At 67.3% G+C, this 17555-nt stretch carries 20 protein-coding genes; 10 read left to right on the top strand and 10 right to left on the bottom strand.

Annotated elements, in window-relative coordinates:
* Positions 1–156: 156 nt before the first annotated feature.
* Both FX134_RS12465 and FX134_RS12460 read right to left on the bottom strand, forming a co-directional pair.
* Positions 157–1353 carry a coiled-coil domain-containing protein gene (locus FX134_RS12465; protein WP_232050948.1) on the bottom strand — a complete coding sequence of 399 codons (1197 nt, stop codon included), beginning with the start codon at positions 1351–1353 and terminating at the stop codon, positions 157–159.
* On the bottom strand, positions 1350–2459 hold the full coding sequence (locus FX134_RS12460) for a serine hydrolase (RefSeq protein ID WP_080802485.1): 1110 nt from the start codon (positions 2457–2459) through the stop codon (positions 1350–1352). Before FX134_RS12460 ends, FX134_RS12465 begins: the two co-directional genes overlap by 4 nt.
* A 262-nt stretch (positions 2460–2721) precedes the next feature.
* Here FX134_RS12460 and FX134_RS12455 point away from each other — a divergent pair, with 262 nt between their 5' ends.
* Together FX134_RS12455 and FX134_RS12450 are read left to right on the top strand one after the other, a co-directional pair.
* Complete coding sequence (locus tag FX134_RS12455) at positions 2722–3375, top strand: GNAT family N-acetyltransferase (RefSeq protein ID WP_172623478.1); 654 nt, start codon at positions 2722–2724, stop codon at positions 3373–3375.
* Between the two features lie 7 nt (positions 3376–3382).
* Entirely contained in the window at positions 3383–4291 is a 909-nt protein-coding gene (locus FX134_RS12450; RefSeq protein WP_080802479.1) for a helix-turn-helix transcriptional regulator, read from the top strand.
* 10 nt (positions 4292–4301) lie between these two features.
* On the opposite strand, the gene FX134_RS12445 is transcribed toward FX134_RS12450, so the two are convergent.
* The 3 genes from FX134_RS12445 to FX134_RS14975 form a co-directional block, all read right to left on the bottom strand.
* On the bottom strand, positions 4302–4604 hold the full coding sequence (locus FX134_RS12445) for a hypothetical protein (protein WP_080802476.1): 303 nt from the start codon (positions 4602–4604) through the stop codon (positions 4302–4304).
* Between the two features lie 95 nt (positions 4605–4699).
* Positions 4700–5737 (bottom strand): proline racemase family protein, encoded by a 1038-nt coding sequence (locus tag FX134_RS12440; protein ID WP_080802473.1) that lies wholly within the window; start codon positions 5735–5737, stop codon positions 4700–4702.
* A gap of 26 nt (positions 5738–5763) precedes the next feature.
* Positions 5764–8190: a hypothetical protein gene (locus FX134_RS14975; protein ID WP_080802470.1), complete on the bottom strand. Its 2427-nt coding sequence runs from the start codon at positions 8188–8190 to the stop codon at positions 5764–5766.
* Positions 8191–8781: 591 nt separating this feature from the next.
* Between FX134_RS14975 and FX134_RS12430 the strand changes: the two genes are divergently transcribed.
* From FX134_RS12430 to FX134_RS12410, 5 genes are all read left to right on the top strand, one after another.
* Complete coding sequence (locus FX134_RS12430) at positions 8782–9252, top strand: GyrI-like domain-containing protein (RefSeq protein WP_080802467.1); 471 nt, start codon at positions 8782–8784, stop codon at positions 9250–9252.
* Positions 9253–9388: 136 nt separating this feature from the next.
* A complete protein-coding gene (locus FX134_RS12425; RefSeq protein ID WP_080802464.1) occupies positions 9389–9853 on the top strand; it encodes a zinc ribbon domain-containing protein in 465 nt (154 codons plus the stop codon).
* A gap of 9 nt (positions 9854–9862) precedes the next feature.
* On the top strand, positions 9863–10249 hold the full coding sequence (locus FX134_RS12420) for an MmcQ/YjbR family DNA-binding protein (RefSeq protein ID WP_080802462.1): 387 nt from the start codon (positions 9863–9865) through the stop codon (positions 10247–10249).
* Positions 10250–10354: 105 nt separating this feature from the next.
* Positions 10355–11047: a GyrI-like domain-containing protein gene (locus tag FX134_RS12415; protein ID WP_080802459.1), complete on the top strand. Its 693-nt coding sequence runs from the start codon at positions 10355–10357 to the stop codon at positions 11045–11047.
* Positions 11044–11958 carry an SPL family radical SAM protein gene (locus FX134_RS12410; protein WP_080802456.1) on the top strand — a complete coding sequence of 305 codons (915 nt, stop codon included), beginning with the start codon at positions 11044–11046 and terminating at the stop codon, positions 11956–11958. The genes FX134_RS12415 and FX134_RS12410 overlap by 4 nt, the downstream gene beginning before the upstream one ends.
* A 47-nt stretch (positions 11959–12005) precedes the next feature.
* Here the strand turns inward: FX134_RS12410 and FX134_RS12405 are convergent, their stop codons facing one another.
* From FX134_RS12405 to ucpA, 3 genes are all read right to left on the bottom strand, one after another.
* Positions 12006–12440 carry a YjdF family protein gene (locus FX134_RS12405; protein ID WP_080802453.1) on the bottom strand — a complete coding sequence of 145 codons (435 nt, stop codon included), beginning with the start codon at positions 12438–12440 and terminating at the stop codon, positions 12006–12008.
* A 144-nt stretch (positions 12441–12584) separates the two neighbouring features.
* Positions 12585–13574, bottom strand: coding sequence for a PDDEXK family nuclease (locus FX134_RS12400; RefSeq protein ID WP_172623477.1), 990 nt, complete (start codon positions 13572–13574; stop codon positions 12585–12587).
* 307 nt (positions 13575–13881) lie between these two features.
* Positions 13882–14673, bottom strand: a complete 792-nt coding sequence (gene ucpA, locus FX134_RS12395) for an SDR family oxidoreductase UcpA (protein WP_080802450.1) — start codon at positions 14671–14673, stop codon at positions 13882–13884.
* 200 nt (positions 14674–14873) lie between these two features.
* Between ucpA and FX134_RS12390 the strand changes: the two genes are divergently transcribed.
* From FX134_RS12390 to FX134_RS12380, 3 genes are read left to right on the top strand one after another with little or no spacing between them, the layout of a single operon-like run.
* A complete protein-coding gene (locus FX134_RS12390) occupies positions 14874–15311 on the top strand; it encodes a LytTR family DNA-binding domain-containing protein (protein WP_080802447.1) in 438 nt (145 codons plus the stop codon).
* A 54-nt stretch (positions 15312–15365) separates the two neighbouring features.
* Positions 15366–15797, top strand: a complete 432-nt coding sequence (locus FX134_RS12385; protein WP_080802445.1) for a hypothetical protein — start codon at positions 15366–15368, stop codon at positions 15795–15797.
* 30 nt (positions 15798–15827) lie between these two features.
* Positions 15828–16319, top strand: a complete 492-nt coding sequence (locus tag FX134_RS12380) for a hypothetical protein (protein WP_080802440.1) — start codon at positions 15828–15830, stop codon at positions 16317–16319.
* Here the strand turns inward: FX134_RS12380 and FX134_RS12375 are convergent.
* Together FX134_RS12375 and FX134_RS12370 are read right to left on the bottom strand one after the other, a co-directional pair.
* Positions 16252–16677 (bottom strand): pyridoxamine 5'-phosphate oxidase family protein, encoded by a 426-nt coding sequence (locus FX134_RS12375; RefSeq protein WP_232050947.1) that lies wholly within the window; start codon positions 16675–16677, stop codon positions 16252–16254. The genes FX134_RS12380 and FX134_RS12375 overlap by 68 nt on opposite strands.
* On the bottom strand, positions 16677–17114 hold the full coding sequence (locus FX134_RS12370; RefSeq protein WP_080802436.1) for a DUF3788 domain-containing protein: 438 nt from the start codon (positions 17112–17114) through the stop codon (positions 16677–16679). The genes FX134_RS12375 and FX134_RS12370 overlap by 1 nt, the downstream gene beginning before the upstream one ends.
* Positions 17115–17555: the final 441 nt, after the last annotated feature.

The raw sequence follows: 17555 nt of genomic DNA, 5'->3' as shown, positions 1-17555 counted from the left end.
CGCTGTCTTCGTCATCGCATGTAACGATGCAGTTTAGCACAAAGGACGAGACGAAGACGGTTCTCTTGTCTCGACAAGGCAGGATTTTCGCTCCAAAACCACGCCTCGTCCGCTGAGGCGTGTTTTTGAAGCGAAAATGACGCAGCAGGCCACCCCTCACAGGAAGCGGTAGTTCACGGTGCGCAGGCCCCAGTCGGTGCACGAGGAGTAGCCGAAGGCCTTCCACACGCCGGGCTGCAGGTCGAGCGAGCGGCTGCCGCCGCCCATGCCGCCGCAGTCGTTCACCGTGGCGAACACGGTCATGCCGTTGTAGGAGATCTCCACCGTGCGGCCGTAGTACTGCCAGTACCGCGGCCACGCCATGGGCACGGCCACGCCCATCGAGTTGTCGTCGCACACCGCGCCGGTAGCCGTGGTGCCGGGGTTGGGCGTGTAGGGGTCGGTGGATCCGCCGTAGGCCGACGCGATGCCCGTGGACCAGCCGACGCCGCCCGCGTCGGACGACCCGCCCCCGTCGGGCGCGGGCTCGGGCTTGACCTCCGTCTGCTGGTCGCCGGGGCGCGCCGTGTTGGTGTTCGACTCCTCCACGGCCACCGGCTCGGCCGCCTCGCCCGCCGCAGCCGCCTCCTCGGCCTTGCGGATGAGCTCCTCGAGGCGCGAGGACTGCTCAGCGTGCTCGCCCTGCGCGCTCTCGAGCGAGGTGGATGCCGCCGCCACCGCCTGGTCGGCCTCGGCCTTCTTGGCCTCGAGCTCCTGCAGCTTCTCGTCCTGCGCGTCCTTCTGCGCGTTGAGGTCGGCCACGAGGGCGTCGAAGCGCTCGGTGCGCGCCTTCTGGGCCTCAACTTCGTCAGCTTGGTAGCGCGCCACGGCGTCGAGGTAGGCGAGGTCGCGCAGCAGGTCGCTCAGGCTCTCGGATTCCAGCAGAAGCGCGATCAGGGATTGCACGGAGTCGCCTTTGAGGTACTGGTAGGAGACGCTCCGCGCGAGCGAGGTGCGGCCCTCCAGAACCTCGGCCTGGGCATCCATCGCCTGGGCGGTCGTCTCGTCGATGCGCGCCTGCAGTTCGTCGATCTCCTGCTTGAGCGCCTCGTAATCGGAAGCGGCCGCTCCCGCCTGCGCTTTCGCCCCCTCGAGCTCGGACTGCGCGCCCTCCACGGCGGCCTGGGCCTCCTCGACGGCCGATTGCGCCTCGTCGGCGGCGGCCTGCGCGTCCTCGGCTTCGTCAGCCCAGGCAAGGGGGGCGGCCCCTGCGGCGGGGGCCAAGGCCAGGGCCAGGGCAAGCGCGAGCATGCCGGCCAGAAGCGCCGCCGCAGCCGCGCGCATCGTTCGTTTCGTGCTCATCGACGACGTCATGAGCCCTCGCTTTCCGTTAAAAGCCGATCGCGGGCCGCGCCGAGGGCGGCCGCCAGATCCACGATGAGCTGCCCGTTTTCAGTAAGGTACTCGTCGTCGTAATCGGCGTCGGACATGATGGCCACCACGTACGCGCCGGTGCCGTCGAAGACGACGCCGGCGTCGTTGAGCGCGGCCGTGCTGTATCCGGGCATATCGATCTCGTAGCCGGGCTTCGCGAGCACCTCACGGCCCTCCCCGCCTAGCGCCTCGCGCAGAAACGAGTTCTGCGTGCGCAGAAGCGCGTCCTTGAACCAGGCGGCGTTCGGCGCGTCGCCGGCCAGGTAGGCGCCGGTGTTGAGCCAGAGCTTCGCCAGATCGCGCGGGGTGCACGAAGGGTACCACTCGCCCTCCCAGGCGGCCGCGTCCACATCGGCCTCGGCGCACCACGCCTCGAAGCCCTCGCGGTCGAAGCGCTCGCGCAGAAGCGCATAACCGGTGTTGTCCGAGTGGACGAGGACGTTCTCGATCACCGTGCGCAGATCGTAGAAGCCCAGGTCGTCGAACGCCATGACGCCCGTGCCCTCCATCAGCACGTCCTCGGCGATCTCCTCGTCGAGCGATGCCTCGCCGGCATCGACGGCACCCTGCACCACATAGGAGGCGAACGGCGCCTTGACGGTGCTCGCCGAGAAGAACGCCCCGTCGGCGTTACGGGCGATCCCGCGCTGCGAGGCCAGGTCGTATACCACGAACCCCACCTGGCAGCCCGCCTCGTCGAACGCGGCGACGGCACGTGCGATCTCGGGCGCCTCGTCCTTTGCGAGAACGCGCTCGGTGCCGGCCGCGGCGTCGAATAGGTTGACCTCGTCGGTGGCAGAGGCCCCGTCCAGCGCCGAGCGGGCCTCGTCGGCCACGGTGCGCGGATCGAGCGCGGACAGGCCGGGGCTTTCGGGTTCAGGCTCGGGCTCGACGGGCACGGCGGCCTCGGCGGCGACGGAGGGCTCCTCCGGCGCGGCAGGGCTCAGGACGACCGCGCCACCCAAGGCGAGGGCCACGAGCGCGCAGACGACGGCAGCCGTCGCGGCCGCGGTCTTGGTGGATGCAGGGGCGTTCTTCGCCCTCATCCGTAGTGCGTCCCAGCTCATCGTCATGCCGTCCCCCGGGCGCATGCGCGCCGTACTGTAGATGCTCGCGCGGGCGCGAGCGCGCCTGCCTCTGGGAAAGTATTCCGCATCGGGCGCGCAGCGGCAAGTCCGCGCCGGGGAATCAACATAGGAGAGCCACGGGTCCACACGTGGAGGGCGCGCGGGAGGGCGGGCGCTTCAACGCGTGCTATACTCGATGGATTCCCAGAACGGCGCGACGAGGCGGCGGAAGGAGCAGAACATGGGCGATCCAGCGATACGGGTGCGATGGGCCGAGGTGCGCGACGCCGAGGCGATTTTGCGCGTGTACGCTCCTTATGTGGAGACGCCCGTCACCTTCGAGACGCGGGTCCCCCGCTTGGACGAGTTCGAGGATCGCATGAAGGGCATCGTGCTGGATTACCCCTACCTGGTGGCCGAGGATCACGGCGAGATCGTCGGGTTCGCCTACGCGCACCGCATCGGCGAGCGCGACGCCTACGCATGGAACGCCGAGCTGTCCGTGTACCTGGATCGTGCCCACTGCAAGCGCGGCTGGGGGCGGGCGCTCTCGCAGGCCGTGATAGACCTGCTGGCGCTCCAGGGCGTGCGCAACGTGTTCAGCCTGATAACCGTGCCGAACGCGGCCAGTGTCAAGATGCACGAGAGGCTGGGGTTCACGCACATGGGCACGCAGAGGCGGGCGGGGTACAAATGCGGGGGCTGGCACGACGTCGCCTGGATGCAGAAGCAGCTGGGCGGCTTCGAGGGGGAGCCCCGCAGGCGCTCGACGGTTCAGGAGATCGACTGGACGAAGCGCCAAGCTGCCCTCTTGGAGGCCGAGCGCGCGATAGGCGGCACGGGCGAGCCCATCATGCCGAAGATTAGGGGCCGCAGGGCCCACGCGGGCAGCTAGGCCGGCCATGCAGTCGCAGCGCCTGTTCGAGATCGTATTCCTGCTGATGGAGCGCTCGCCGCGGGCGGCGGGCGAGCTGGCGGCGCGCCTCGAGGTGTCCGAGCGCACGGTGCGCCGCGACGTGGAGGCGCTCTCGGCGGCGGGCGTGCCGGTGTACATGGCGCGCGGCAAGGGCGGCGGCGTGCACCTCATGGACGGCTACGTGCTGGACCGCTCGCTCGTATCCGAGGCGGAGCAGGACGAGATCCTGGCCGCGCTCTCCGCGCTGCGCTCCACCGGCGCGGCCGACGGCGCGCTGCCCGAGCGCATCGCGCGCCTGTTCCAGCGCGAGGGCGCCGACTGGCTGGACATCGACTTCTCGTTTTGGGGAGCGCCGCCCGACTACAAGGAGGCGTTCGGCCTCATGCGCCGCGCCATCGTGGAGCGCCATCCGCTGCGCTTCCGCTACCGCGACGCGGTGGACCGCGCGAGCGAGCGCGTGGTGGAGCCCGCGAAGCTCGTGTTCAAGGAGCGGTCGTGGTACCTGCGCGCGTGGTGCCGCATGCGCGAGGACTGGCGCACGTTCAAGCTCATCCGCATCGTGTGGGAGTCGGTTGAGATGCTGCCCGGCACGTTCGCGCCGCGGCCGCTGCCGCCCGAGATGCCAGAGGGCTTCACCAGCCATGCGCCCGAGCGCCTGGTCATGCTCATCGACGCCGCCGAGGAGGCCCGCGTGCGCGAGGAGTTCGCGCCCAGCACCATAGGCCGCGCACCCGATGGCCGCTTCCGCGTGGAGCTGACCAGCGACCTCACCGACCGCGCGCTGCACTACCTGCTGTCGTTCGGCCCCAGCCTGGAGGTTGTCGAGCCCGCCCGGGCCCGTGAATGGTTGCGAGTCCGCGCCCAGGAGATCGCCCGCGTGTACGACGAGGGCTGAGGGCAGGACCCTACCGAGGCCCCCTCACGCGTTGCGGGGTGTCCTCGTCGGCGCGCAGGCGGCCGATGGGAGTGTTGAGCGGATCGGTGGCCGCCTCGACCGAGGCCAGCAGGCCGAGGATGCGCGCCGTGCGCAGGAAGTTCTCCAGGCTGCCCCGGCCTTCCTTCAGAAGCTTGCGCATCGTGGGCACGGCTATGTCGGCCCGCTCGGCCAGCAGCTCGACGGTGATCCGCTGCTGCCGCCGGGCGAGGTCGAGGTTGGCGGCGATGGTGCGCATCGCGCGGGCCACCGGTATGGGCGCTCTGGAAGCCATAGCTCCTCCGTTTCTTTAACAGAAAGAATTATAGCAGTTAACATACTTAAATGAAAAATTTGTTTTGGTTATGTGCGCGCGGTGCGAGGACCATCTCACTCCTGCGGAAGGAAGCCGCTGCCCAGGGGGTCGTCCGCGTCGATGAGGCAGGTGCCGACGCCGGTGATGAACGCGCGGCCCGAGATGCGCGGGACGATGGCGGGGATGCCGCCCACAGCCGTCTCGCGCTCGACGACGCCGGTGAAGCGCGTGCCGATGAAGCTCTCGCACACGAGCGGCTGGCCGAGGGCTATCTGGCTGCGGCGATGAAGCGCGGCCAGCTTGGCGCTGAGCCCCGTGCCGCAGGGCGAGCGATCCACGGACCCGGCGCCGAACACCACGATGTGCCGCAGGTCGGCGACGGCGGGGTCGGGCGCGGGCTGGGAGAACTCCACGAGGTCAACCGTCGTGATGTCCAGCTCGGGGTGCTTGAGGGGAACCTGCGCGTTCACCGCCTGCCGCACGCGCGCACCCAGCCGCGCGTAGGCGGCCGACGTCGCGGGACCGATGGCGCCGAGCCCCGTATCCGCCGCGTCCACGAGCGCGAAGAAACTGCCACCGAACGCGATGTCGAGCGGCAGGGTGCGCCCATCCACATTCACCTCCACATGCTCGTGGCACAGAAACGACGGCACGTTCTCCAGCGAAACGGATTCCACCTTGCCGCCGCGCACGTGGGCCTGCGCGCGGATGATCCCGGCGGATGCGTCGAGCACCACCTCGCTCGTGCCTTCGCGCGCGGGCATGAGCCCAGCCTCGATGGCCGCCGTGACTACCGCCATGGTGCCGTGACCGCACATGTTCAGGTAGCCGCCCGTGTCCATGAACACGACGCCCACCTGGGCTTCGGGGTGCACCGGCCGGCAAAGGAGAGCGCCGAACATATTGCCATGCCCGCGCGGCTCCAGCATGAGCGCGCGCCGCAGACCGTCGGCATGGGCCTCCATCCAGCGGCGCCTCTCTATCATCGTGGCGCCTTGCGGTTCCGGAAAGCCGCCCACCGCCACACGGCACGGCTCGCCCGCCGCATGCAGGTCCACCACCCGCACCGCCGCCTCGAACCGCCCGAAGTCTATGCTCGCCGTAAAGCCCATCGCGCCCCTCCGTCCGCTCCCCTTGCTCAATGCAGCCTCCGACGATATGCGACGAAGGCGAGCGCCGCCGCTGCTGCGGTGGCAGCAAGGGCGAAGGCGGGCGCGTGGCCGACAGGATCGCCGCTTGCCGGCAAGGCCGTGCCTTTATCGCAAGGAGGCCGGTCGAAGCCAGCTTCTTGGTTTTCAGCAGAAGACGTCCTCACCTCGATGCGCACAGGCGAACCGGCCAGGTAATCGTCGTTTTCGGCCGAACGGGCAAACACCTGGTAGACCGAATCAGGTTGCAGACCCGCGAGCAAGGGGAAGGCCTTCCATTCCTCTATATCCTCCTCGCCACCTGCCGAAATAGCGTATTCGACCGTCTGTGCCGTTCCGGATTCAATCACGGCAGGTGAAAGCTCGACGCTCGTTGAGGACGTGCGCGCAACTTCGAGCTCGCCCACGATGGAGGCGCCATCGCCCTTGCCGACCACCCCAGCTTCTAACGTGCCTGCGACTGGAATATCACTCGCCCCATTCGCGATGTTGGCAAAGCCGATCGCCCTCGGTGCGGAAAGCGTCGTTTTCTCGCTACCCGCCTTGGTGGGCGTTCCTGAGAGCGGAACCGTGACCACGGCGTCGCCCGTGCGCACCGCCTTGCCTGCCTCGATGCCGGACGGCAGGTTGCCAACCTCGAAGCTATCGTCGACAAGACGGTCGGCGTACGCTCCGGCGTCCAGCTCGAATTCGATACGCGCATCGGAGGGAAGCGGTTTTCCCACCTTCGGCGATCCGAGACCGAACGCCGTTGCCTCGATCGACGCCTCTTCGGCTCTGACGCCCGTCGCATGAGAAGGCATGGCGAACTCGTTGCCAACGATAGCCAGGGGCCCTCCCTCGATCGCAATCCAATACAAACCGGCCCCCTCGCGGGGGATGAGGGTCACCTCTGTGCTATCTTTCACGATTCCATCTTGCCAATAGCCCGGATTGTCGAAGCTCGCCTGACCGCCGAGGACGGACAGCCTCGAATAGACGCCGTCAACCGCAGAGCCTTTCCAGAAGGCGTTCGCAATCGTGCAAGGCCCCAGCTCGAGGACGGCGGCTCCGATATCGGCCCCGGAACAGTCGAGGGACGTTGCGCCTTGGACGAGGAGGGAGCCGGTATGGCGTTTGCCCTCGGCTCCGCCTATGGCCGCGCCGCCCTCGCTGGAGGCGCTCACCTGCCCACCTTCGAAGACGACAGTGGCGCCCTCGCCGCTACCCTCTTGGCCCGGGGCGCCGCCGATGCCCGACGCGGCGCCGATACCCGATGTTGCGTCGGTGCCGTGGGCGATCACCGTTCCGCCTGCGACGGTTAACGTCCCGCCCGCGCCGCCTGGAGCCTTATGGTCCCCATCTCCCACGCCCCCGCCGATGCCCGCTCCGCCGTCGACGCCTCCGCTTGCCGTTACCGTCGCCTCGCCGATGTAGACGCTTGCTCCGGCACCGCCGATGCCGCCTCCGCCGATGCCCGCGCCGTATCCTCCTCCGGTCGCGGTCACCCGACCGCCCTCGATGCGCACCGTTCCGCCGTCGCCCCACACACCTCCGCCGATGCCCGCGCCGTCAAGGCCGCCGATTGCGCTCACCTCACCGCCCGTGACGGTCAGGCTGCCTCCGTCGCCGCCGAATCGGCCGTTATTGGGCATTCCTCCGCCGATGCCCGCGCCCATGCCGCCGCCCGTCGCATGCACCGTCCCCCCGGTGATGGTGACCGACCCGCTCGTGCCTTCGGAGTCGAACCCGACGTCTCCCCCACTGCCGATGCCCGCGCCTACGTCCAACGAATCCGGACCGGAGCCCTCGCCTCCGATCGCGGTCACCTTACCGCCGCCGATAAACACCCTTCCCCCGAAGCCGTCGCCGTCTCCGATGTCGAAACCGCCGCCGATGCCGGCGCCGAAATCACGCGCGTCAGCGGTGATGTCGCCGCCGTCGATACGCACCGTTCCGCAGCCACGGCTCTCGCCACCGCCGATCCCCGCGCCGTAGAAGCTTCCGGTTGCCGACAGCGTGCCCACGGCGCCGTTCGTGCCATCTTGACCATGGATGAAGAGGGTCGCGTTCGTCGTGACGCCGATACCGGCATCCCATTTCTGCGCCCTGATCGTGAGCGAGGAGCCGTCGCACAGGATGAGATGCGCGCCCTGCTCGCCATCGGCCACGGTAAGAGCGTGATCCATGGCCACATCGCCTTCGACGTAGTACCAGGCGCCATTCTCAAGCACCGTCGTGCTCTCGACGATCTTCTCGGCGTCCTGCACGGAGATCCGAGCGCCGTCAGCGTCCACGTAATAGCATGCGCCCGCTTCGAGCGCATAGGCCTTCGACAGGCTAGGGGACGCGTACCCGATGGCGAGGAGGATCGCGAGGAAGAGCGCCGCGGCTAGAGGCACGGCCGGGAGACTGCGCAGGAGGGCTCTCGCGTTCATGGGATGCTCCGATTTTCCTTTCGGTTATTGAAACCACCATAGCGCGCGAGAACCTTGCGCACAAGGAAAACCTCGCGCCGGCTCCAGCTGCATTGGCGCTACGGAGGCATTATCTACGTGGAGGATTCGGGGCCCAGTGTAGCTCCCGTGAGCTCAACGCCGAAAGCAAGACCGCTTGCTACTCTGCAAGCGACACCGAAGCTTGGACCCCGACCGCCGCTTTCGCATGCAATCCGAGCAGCGCCCCCGCTGCACGTAAATCCGGGCCACCTGACACGAAAACCTCCGACGTGAAAGGTCTGGAGGCGGAAAGGGGCGGTATCGACTCTCCGAAGTGGCGACCATTCAGCGTTTTCCCAGGTCGCGAAAAATTGACGCCCGCACGACTCGCTGGGATCCTTTCACGTCGGGGATTTTCGTGTAAGCACAGCCGATTTCGCGTGCAGCACCTCCCGAGGTCGGGCGATTGCGCGTCGTAGGGGTTGGTTCAAAAACCTACCGCGAAGTTTCTTCTCAAAACCGGACGTACCTTGTCCGGTTCTGTTCGGTATCGTGGGGTCCGGCCTTGGAAAACCGAGCGAGAGGAACATCATGGAATACGAGATTGTTGAGCTTCCGGCGCGGCGCATCGCGGGCGTTACCGTACGCACGGCCAACGACGCACCCGACTGCGTGGCCAAGATAGGCCAGCTGTGGGCGCGGTTCATGGGCGCGGGCGAGATCGCGCGCGTGCCCCAGCCCGTGAGCGAGCCCTACACGTGCTTCGGCGCGTACTACGGCTACGACATGGCGGGCGGCGGCTATGGCGTCATGGTGGGCTGCGAAACCGCCGGCGACGAGGTGCCCGAGGGCATGGAAGCGCTGGAGGTGGCCGCCGGGCGCTTCGCGAAGTTCGCCATCCGCGGCGGCGACCGCGTGGGCAGCGTGCAGGAGGTATGGAACGCCATCTGGGCCGATGCCGACCTTACCGCACAGCGCGCCTTCACGACGGACTTCGAGGCGTACCTCCCCGGCGAGGACGCCGCCAACGCCGACATCGACATCTTCGTAGCGCTCGCCTAAAGAGGGATACGCGCCGCAAGCAGACAGGCCTGCGGCGCGTATCCCGCCCGCCAGGGCAACAGCCGGTTGCTTGACGGGGCCGGGCGCGCGTGGTTCCATGGAGGGAATCGCCGAATCAACGAGGAAAGGACCTTCCATGGCCATCCAGGAAATGCTCACCGAGCTGCGCGAGCGCAGCGGACTCACGCAAAGCGAGATGGCCGAGCGCCTGCACGTCACCCGCCAGGCCGTCTCGCGCTGGGAGTGCGGCGAGACGCAGCCCGGCATCGACACGCTCAAGCTCATCGCCACCGAATTCAGCGTGCCGGTGGAGGCGCTGCTGGACATGCCGATGCAGAACGTGTGCCAGAGCTGCGGCATGCCGCTTTCCGACCCCGGCCTGCTGGGCACGGAGGCCGACGGAACGCGCAGCGAGCATCACTGCAAGTGGTGCTACGGCAACGGCGCCTACCTGGGGGAATGCACGATGGACGAGATGGTGGAGATCTGCGTGAAGAACATGGCCGGCCCCGACACCCCCTTCACCGAGGACGAGGCGCGCGCCTACATGCAGGGGTTGCTGCCCCAGCTCGACCGCTGGAAAGACGCCGCGAGCGCGTAAGGGGGCGCCATGGGCACCGAGTGGATCGACGCGTACCTGCGCGCAAAGCCCGGATGCGCAAAGGACTGGAAGGCCGAATGGGAATGGTGGCGCTACCAGGTGGGCGGCAGGATGTTCGCCGCCACGCTGCGCCCCGGCTCGGAGTTCGACCCGCTGTACGCGGGCCGCTCGCTGCTCACGCTGAAGTGCGACCCGGTGCTCTCCGAGCGTCTGCGCGCCGACCATGCGGACATCCTGCCGGGCTTCTACGCGGACAAGCGCCTGTGGATCTCGGTCGATCTCGAAGGAGAGGTGCCCGACGACCTGCTGCGCGAGCTCATGGACCACTCGTACAACCTCGTGTTCGCCAAGCTGACGAAGAAGCTGCAGCGCGAGATAGCCGGCGAAGAGGCCTGATGGCAAAGGCTGCGGAAGGAAAGGGGCGCGACGTGGACATCGACGAGCAGCTGGCCCGTACGTGCGAGCAGGCGCAACCCGAGCAGCACGAGTAAGGAGAGCCCCATGGCGTTCGACTTCAAGAAGGAATACAAGGACCTCTACCTGCCCAAAGCGACGCCCACGCTCATCGACGTGCCGCCGATGACGTTCGTCGCCGTATCCGGCTCGGGCAACCCGAACGAGGAGAATGGCGACTACGCCGAGGCGCTCGGGCTTCTGTACGCCTTCTCGTTCACCGTGAAGATGTCGAAGATGGGCAACTGGCAGCCGGAGGGCTACTTCGACTACACGGTGCCGCCGCTCGAGGGCCTGTGGTGGGGCGGCGGCTTCAACGGCGGGCGCATCGAGGACAAGGACGCGCTCAACTGGGTGTCGATGATCCGCCAGCCCGACTTCGTCACGCCAGAGGTGTATCGCTGGGCGGCCGAGCAGGTGGCGGCGAAGAAGCCGGAGCTCGACGTGGGCCGCGCGCGGCTCGTGCGGTTCGCGGAAGGGCCGTGCGCGCAGATCATGCACAAGGGGCCCTACGACGACGAGCCTGCCACGGTGGCGGCGCTGGAGGAGTTCGTGGGCGCGTCGGGGCATGTGAGCGATATCGTCGACCCGGCGAGCGCCGGGGCGCTGATGGACGCGCTCGACGCAGACGGCGGCGTGCCGGCGGTGCGGCTGCACCACGAGATCTACCTGGGCGACCCGCGCCACACAAAGCCGGAGAATCTGAAGACCGTGCTGCGCCACCCCGTGAGGCGCGTGTGAGCAGGGGCGACGCACCCTCCTGCCCCACCGTTCGCGCGCGCTCCATTCTGCAGAAGGTGCGATACGACGGCAATGAGTGGTTCGGCATCGACTACAGCATGAACCTCTACCGCGGCTGCTGCCACGGGTGCATCTACTGCGACAGCCGAAGCGAGTGCTACCGCATTGGCGACTTCGACCGCGTGCACGTGAAGTTCGACGCGCTCGCCATCCTGCGCCGCGAGCTGCGCAGCCGCCGCGTGCGCGGCATCGTGGGCATCGGGGCGATGTCGGACACGTACAACCCCAACGAGCGCAAACTCTGCGTGACGCGCGGGGCGCTCGAGCTTTTGGCGGCATACGGCTTCGGCGTGTCGGTGGACACGAAGAGCACGCTTGTCACGCGCGACATCGACGTGCTGCGCGAGATCGGTGCGGCGGGCGGCGCCGTCGTGAAGATCACCATCACCACGGCCGACGACGAGCTGGCCCGCATCATCGAGCCGCACGCGCCCCTGCCGAGCGAGCGCTTCGCCGCGCTGGCCGAGCTGGCAGCCGCCGGCATCTTCTGCGGCGTGCTGTTCACGCCCACGCTGCCCTGGGTGACCGATGACGATGCCACCGTGCGCGCCGTGGTGGAAAGCGCTGCGGCGGCCGGCGCGCGCTTCGTCCACCACATGACCGGCGTCACCATGCGCGACCGCCAGCGCGACCACTTCCTCGAGCGCATCGCCGCCGTGGATCCCGCGCTGCCCGACCGCTACCGCACCGAATTCGGCGACCGCTACTTCTGTAACTCCCCGCGCGCGGCCGAGAACCGCGCCCTGTTCCGCGCCCTCTGCAAGCAGCACGGCCTCCTCTGGCGCATGAGCGACATCATCAAAGCCTACAAACCCGAACAACTTTTGAGAACGCAGGCAAGCTTGTTCTAGCGCGCGGCATAGTCCCGTAGGGCAAGGGCTCTGCCCTTGCCGCCACTTCAGTGTCCGAGGTGCTTTTGCTTGCGTTTCTGCTGTTTGAGGGCGTATTGGCGCTCGGCTTCGGCTTCGCGGGCGTCTCGGGCACCCGCCTTGCGCTCCTGCTTGCGTTCCTCATAGGCGGCGCTCATGGCCTGCTGCGCCTTCGTGCCGAGGCCCGCGCGCTCCACCTGGCGGCGCGCCTCGCGCTGGCGGCGCTTGGGGTTCGCATGCGACGGTGCCGCACCGGCCTCTTCGGCCTCTACCTGCGCGAACGGAAGCGACGCCCAACGCGCACAGACGAACGCGAGCATCTCCGTATCGGCGGGTTCGACAGCCCCGAACACCACGCGGCAGGCGCCGTAGCGTCCCTCTTCCGCGTCGGTATGCTCGCAGATGCCCACCCAGAATTGGCCGTCGTGAAGCACGGTCAGCGTGGACGACGTGATGACCTGCATGATTGTCCTCCTTGTATGTAGCCGTCACACGGAAATCGGACAACCAAGGAGGCAGGTTACTGACGAAGCGGGCGGCGCGCAGGATGCGCGACGGCGGCTTCGCGCCCGGACTACCGACCGGGCCGTGTTTTCATTTCCGCAGGCCTATGATAGCACGTCGCCTGTGCGATTTTCGAGGGCCGATTTCTGGGGCATGATCGCATTCCTCAGCTCGAAGCGGCGCGACATCCAGTCGGCCCGCGATATCCTCAGGCGCTTGCCCAAACGCTTCGCCAGCACCCGAGCCACCTCGTCGAGTTCCCGCGCGTCGCGCACCTGCGCCCACGTGACCGTAACCACCGTGTACCCCGCGCGGGCGAGCGCGGCGCGGCGCTTCGAATCGCGGGCGATGTCCGTCTCCCCGCCATGGAACGCGTCGCTTTCGTACTCCACCGCAAGCTTCGCCTCAGGCCAGCACAGATCGCAGAAGCAGCGCGCCCGACCCGTCGCCCGGCGTACGTCGTCGGGCATCCTGACCAGGTAGTTGAGCAGCGGCAGCGCGAGGCCGTATCCGCCAAGCACGGTGGAGAGGCACAGCAGCATGGTCAGCACCGACTCCATGGGCGATGCTGAGCCATCCGCCACGAACCGCAAGGCCTCCAGCGCCTGCCTGCTGCCTTTCATCCCGGCGGCCTTCTGCACGTACCGCCGCAAGGCCGCTGCGCTGGTCAGGGGTTTCTCACGTTTTCTGAACCCGTTCGGATGGCTCGCATCAAGCACGTACGTGCCGCACAGCTCGTAGCCCAGAAGGATCAGCTGCACGGACGAAAGCCGCGTAGCCATCTGGAGAAAGCACGCCTCCGTGCGGCTCGCGAAGAGTCCTTCTCCCACGCGCACGAACGACTGCGTGCCGACGGGCGCGTTCCACACATGGCATTCGAGCCCTTGTGACTTCCCGCGCGAAGCAGCATCAGGCACGACGAGCGCCAAGGGCCGCCCGTTGACGCCCGCTGCATCGAGATCGGCCGCGCGCACGTCCTTCCCCGTCGGAACGCGACCCGCGTGCGGGTTCGCACGACAGGCAACGGCGCGCTCAGGGAAGCCTTCGGCGCGAAGGCATTCCAAAGCGGACTCATATCCGATGAAAATGCTCATGGTTAGAGCATATACCGTGCGCTCTACCGCGTCCAGTGAACGTCAGTGCACTTTTTTCAACCCGAAATGGCAATTTGGAGCGCATATGCACCCGAATACTCTCGCCGAGCGGAGCCTGTGAAAAACGATCGACACAAAGCACCTAATGAGAAGCTTGCGGTCTTTTGGAGCTCGTCAAGGCAAGCGAAAATCGAGTGCATATTCGCTCCGTTTTGCCAACCGGGGCGCTTTTTCGTGCACGGAGGCCGAAAAACGCACAACACACGACACGCGATGGCACCGCGCGCGGCGGAACCATCGCCCTCCCCTACACGCCGACGCTCACGGATTCGGGCAGGGTGGAGCCGCCGTCGATGACCACCTGGGTGCCGGTGAGGTAGGAGGACTCGTCGCTGCCGAGGAACGCGGCCAGCTCGCCCACCTCCTCGGGGCGCGCGAGGCGACGCAGCGGGATGGCCTTCGCCATCTCGGTGAGCACGCTTTCGGGGTCGTCGGGGTTCGACTGCACGGCGATGGCCTCGGCCATGGGCGTCACCACGTAGCCGGGCTGGAAGCAGTTCACGCGGATGTTGCGGTCGGCGAACTCCACGGCGAGCGCCTTCGTGAAGCCCACGAGCGCCGCCTTCGAGAGCGCATAGGCGCACTCGCCCGGGTCGGCCACGATGTCGCCCGTCACCGACGAGGTGATGACCACGCTGCCGCCGCCGGCCTCGATCAGGCGCGGCAGCGCCGCGCGCACGGTGTTCCACGCGCCCTTGATGTTGACGTCGATGTGGAAGTCGCGGTCGGCGTCGCTCATGTCCAGGAAGTTGCCCAGCCGGCACACGCCCGCGTTCGCGCACACCACGTGCAGGCCGCCGAACGCGCGCGCCGTCTCGGCCACGGCCGCCTCGAGCGCAGCCGCATCGGTCACGTCGAGCGTGAACGCGAGCGCCTCGGCTCCCGCTTCGCGCAGTTCGGCCGCCACATCCTGCACGCCCGGCGCGATGTCCACAAGCGCCACCTTCGCGCCGTGCTTCGCATACACCCGCGCGATTCCCTCGCCGATGCCCTGCGAGGCCCCGGTGATGAACGCCACCTTGCCGTCGAGCTTGCCCATGGAAATCACCCTTTCGCGATTGGGAACTGGCTTTTCTCGCCGCCATTCTACCATGGAGACGCACAGGAGAGCCGCACTGCGATGCAACATGCGCGCGCCTCAGTGCAACTCGTGCGGGGCCGCCTTGTGCGCCCCCGCACGGTCGGGCATACTGACGGCGTTGGCCAACCGAACCAGCCCCCGACCAAGAAGGCACACCCATGAACGTGACCATCACCGAGAACCCCGCGCTCGACGACATCGAAGTGGCCGTCGCCTGCCCGCGCATCGACGAGCGCGTGCAGCGCATCGTGGCCCTGCTGGGCGCGTTCGACCGCACGCTCACGGGCGAGCGCGACGGTGCGACGTACCGCCTCGACGTCGACGACGTCTGCTACGCCGAAACCGTGGACGGACGCACCTTCCTTTATACAAAGGATGCGGTTTTCGAAACGCCGCTCAAGCTCTACGAGCTGGAGGACAAGCTGGCGGGCACCGAATTCGTCCGCGCGTCGAAGCAGATGCTCGTGAACTTCGACCACGTGGAGGCCATCCGCCCCCCCCTGAACGCACGGCTCCAACTGCTGCTCGACAACGGCGAGTCGGCCGTCGTGTCGCGCCAGTACGCGCCCGCCATCAAACGCAAGCTGGGGCTGTGAGCCGGCGCGCGAGACGCTGGCTCCATCCCTTTACCTTATATTAAGGAGATACCCATGAAGAAGATCGTCGCTCAGGTCGCCGCCACCGCGTGCATTATGTTCACCATCGTCATGCTGTGGTTCACCGCCATGGGCTACCTGTTCGCCGGGCCGAGCTACGGGCTCAACCTGACGCTGAGCGTGTTCGGCGCCGCCTTCGGGATGGCCGCACTCCAAGCGCTCTGGTTCTCCGGCGCCGTGTTCAAGAAGCTCGCCTATCCGGCGCGCATCGCCGGCTTCGGCGCGTGCGGCCTGTCCGTGCTCGCGCTCTGCGCCTGGGGCGGGCAGTGGTTCCCCACCGACAACCCTGGCGCATGGGTCATGTTCGCGATCATGTACCTGTTCATCCTCGCAGGCATCACGGCCGGCTACGGCGTGTACTTCAAGAAGGCGGCCGGCAGCTACGACGAGGCCCTCGAGCGCTACCGCAAGCAGAACCGCCGCTAACCCGCCCTCTCCCCCGAAAGGAACATACTAATGAAAGAGAAGCTCGCCTTCGGCGCGAAGGTCACGGTCGCGCACGTCCTCACCTACACGCTGTGCGGCATGCTGGCCATGACGCTGTTCGACTACCAAAGCACGATCGAGTCCATCGGGATGCGCGGCACCGGCGACCTCATGGTGCAGCTGGCTCCCGTGTTCCAGATCGCGCGCGGCGCGCTGTTCGCCGTCGTGCTGTGGCTCATCCGCCCCGCGTTCATGGAGTGCAGACACGGCTGGCTCGTCGTGTGGGCGGTCGTCGCCATCGTCGGCATCTTCAACACGCCGGCCACCTCGCCCGGCTCCATCGAGGCGTTCATCTACCTCCAGCCTGCGGGCGAGCCCCTGAACACGAGCATCGGCGGCACGCTTGAAATCCTCACGCAGACGCTCCTGTTCAGCCTAGCCGCCACCTGGTGGGTCAAGCGCCCGGCACGGCGAAATCCTCCGACCCGAAGTTCTGATAGTACCGCCCCGTCTCGGCCGTGAAGCGCAGCACGCAGTAGTCGGGGTCGGTCACGCCGAGCGGGTAGTACGTCGTGTCGCCCTCCTGCCAGATGAGCTCCTTCGCCCACGCATCCTCGAGCACCTCCATCGTGCCTTTGAGCATGACACCGCGGAAGAACCGCCGGTCCATGAAGTAGATGCACGCCTGCGGGTGCGCGCGGTAGTGCCGCACCCTCATCGACGAGGTGTTCGTGGTGAAGTAGAACGTGCGGATGCCCTCGCGCCGGCGCGGCGGCAGCATCGCCTTGATCTCGGGGAAGCCCTCCTCGTCAACCGACCCCACGAACGAGGCATTCTGATGGTCGATGAGGTTGCCGATGGTCTGTTCCGGGTCGCGCATCATGAGCGTCCTTCTTTCGGTGCGACGCGCAGCAGCATGAGCGCCTCAGCGTCGCGCAGGATGTCCTCGCTCGTCACATCGATCATGAGCCACCGCCCGAAGCTTCCCTCGGCCGAGCGCTCGTACAAGTCGCGCACGTACGGGTCGCACGCGGACAGCAGCGCCTCGGCCTCGGGCTTCTCTTTCGCACCCACCGATACCATGCACGTGAAGAACCCTTCGCGCGGATACACCGTGCAGAGCGCCCGTCCGCGCGCCTTGTACTTCACGTTCCAGCCCGGTGCGCCGCCGCAGCGGCTGTGCTCGATGCGGGGCGCGGCACCCCAGGTCTCAGCCGTGAACGCCTTGAACACGTCCCAGAGCGGACTCGCGATGTGCGCGTCGATATCGTCCATCGACGGCTCGCGGTCAATGGGGAACAGCTCGTGCCAGTCCATGGGAGTGCACCTTTCCATCGAGGGCCATTGCCGGAAGTATAGCACATCGTAAGCAACGCGAACAGTATAAAAAGAACTGATGTTCTTATGCTCTTTTGATGCACGTTCAAGGGGCTTCGGCAGGCTACACCTCCGACGTGAAACCAGCGGAGGCGCGCCGGCGCGCCCGAGGGCTTTCAGGGACCGCAGCCTATACGAAAACCTCCCTCGTGCGAGAGCCGGGACGGCAAGAGGCGGGCTCCGGCCCCCCTGGGCAGCTCTACCGGAATCCAGGGGGTCGAATGCAGCAAAATCACCGCTCTGAAGCTTTTCGGCGCACCCCCGGGCCTCGCAGGGTCGAATCGCGCGAGGACTGGCGACGTTTTCCCTGGTCGGCGTGTGCTGGCGCTCCCCCGTCGGCCCGCATGAGCTTCAGGGCGGTGATTTTGCTGCATTCGAGGG

This window comes from Arabiibacter massiliensis (genome assembly GCF_902386925.1).
Classification (GTDB): Bacteria; Actinomycetota; Coriobacteriia; order Coriobacteriales; family Eggerthellaceae; genus Arabiibacter; species Arabiibacter massiliensis.
The sequence above is the reverse complement of the archived record's forward strand: the minus strand, read 5'-3'. Positions and strand labels throughout refer to the sequence as shown.

What these genes read in the sequence shown, in the direction of transcription:
- FX134_RS12390 (WP_080802447.1), top strand. Translation starts at nt 14,874, where the DNA reads ATGAACGTGACCATCACCGAGAACCCCGCGCTCGACGACATCGAAGTG.
- FX134_RS12405 (WP_080802453.1), bottom strand. Translation starts at nt 12,440, where the DNA reads ATGCAGGTCATCACGTCGTCCACGCTGACCGTGCTTCACGACGGCCAA.
- FX134_RS12455 (WP_172623478.1), top strand. Translation starts at nt 2,722, where the DNA reads ATGGGCGATCCAGCGATACGGGTGCGATGGGCCGAGGTGCGCGACGCC.
- FX134_RS12440 (WP_080802473.1), bottom strand. Translation starts at nt 5,737, where the DNA reads ATGGGCTTTACGGCGAGCATAGACTTCGGGCGGTTCGAGGCGGCGGTG.
- FX134_RS12460 (WP_080802485.1), bottom strand. Translation starts at nt 2,459, where the DNA reads ATGAGGGCGAAGAACGCCCCTGCATCCACCAAGACCGCGGCCGCGACG.
- FX134_RS12415 (WP_080802459.1), top strand. Translation starts at nt 10,355, where the DNA reads ATGGCGTTCGACTTCAAGAAGGAATACAAGGACCTCTACCTGCCCAAA.
- FX134_RS12430 (WP_080802467.1), top strand. Translation starts at nt 8,782, where the DNA reads ATGGAATACGAGATTGTTGAGCTTCCGGCGCGGCGCATCGCGGGCGTT.
- FX134_RS12445 (WP_080802476.1), bottom strand. Translation starts at nt 4,604, where the DNA reads ATGGCTTCCAGAGCGCCCATACCGGTGGCCCGCGCGATGCGCACCATC.
- FX134_RS12400 (WP_172623477.1), bottom strand. Translation starts at nt 13,574, where the DNA reads ATGAGCATTTTCATCGGATATGAGTCCGCTTTGGAATGCCTTCGCGCC.
- ucpA (WP_080802450.1), bottom strand. Translation starts at nt 14,673, where the DNA reads ATGGGCAAGCTCGACGGCAAGGTGGCGTTCATCACCGGGGCCTCGCAG.
- FX134_RS12375 (WP_232050947.1), bottom strand. Translation starts at nt 16,677, where the DNA reads ATGCGCGACCCGGAACAGACCATCGGCAACCTCATCGACCATCAGAAT.
- FX134_RS12465 (WP_232050948.1), bottom strand. Translation starts at nt 1,353, where the DNA reads ATGACGTCGTCGATGAGCACGAAACGAACGATGCGCGCGGCTGCGGCG.
- FX134_RS12425 (WP_080802464.1), top strand. Translation starts at nt 9,389, where the DNA reads ATGGCCATCCAGGAAATGCTCACCGAGCTGCGCGAGCGCAGCGGACTC.
- FX134_RS12380 (WP_080802440.1), top strand. Translation starts at nt 15,828, where the DNA reads ATGAAAGAGAAGCTCGCCTTCGGCGCGAAGGTCACGGTCGCGCACGTC.
- FX134_RS12370 (WP_080802436.1), bottom strand. Translation starts at nt 17,114, where the DNA reads ATGGACTGGCACGAGCTGTTCCCCATTGACCGCGAGCCGTCGATGGAC.
- FX134_RS12420 (WP_080802462.1), top strand. Translation starts at nt 9,863, where the DNA reads ATGGGCACCGAGTGGATCGACGCGTACCTGCGCGCAAAGCCCGGATGC.
- FX134_RS12385 (WP_080802445.1), top strand. Translation starts at nt 15,366, where the DNA reads ATGAAGAAGATCGTCGCTCAGGTCGCCGCCACCGCGTGCATTATGTTC.
- FX134_RS14975 (WP_080802470.1), bottom strand. Translation starts at nt 8,190, where the DNA reads ATGAACGCGAGAGCCCTCCTGCGCAGTCTCCCGGCCGTGCCTCTAGCC.
- FX134_RS12450 (WP_080802479.1), top strand. Translation starts at nt 3,383, where the DNA reads ATGCAGTCGCAGCGCCTGTTCGAGATCGTATTCCTGCTGATGGAGCGC.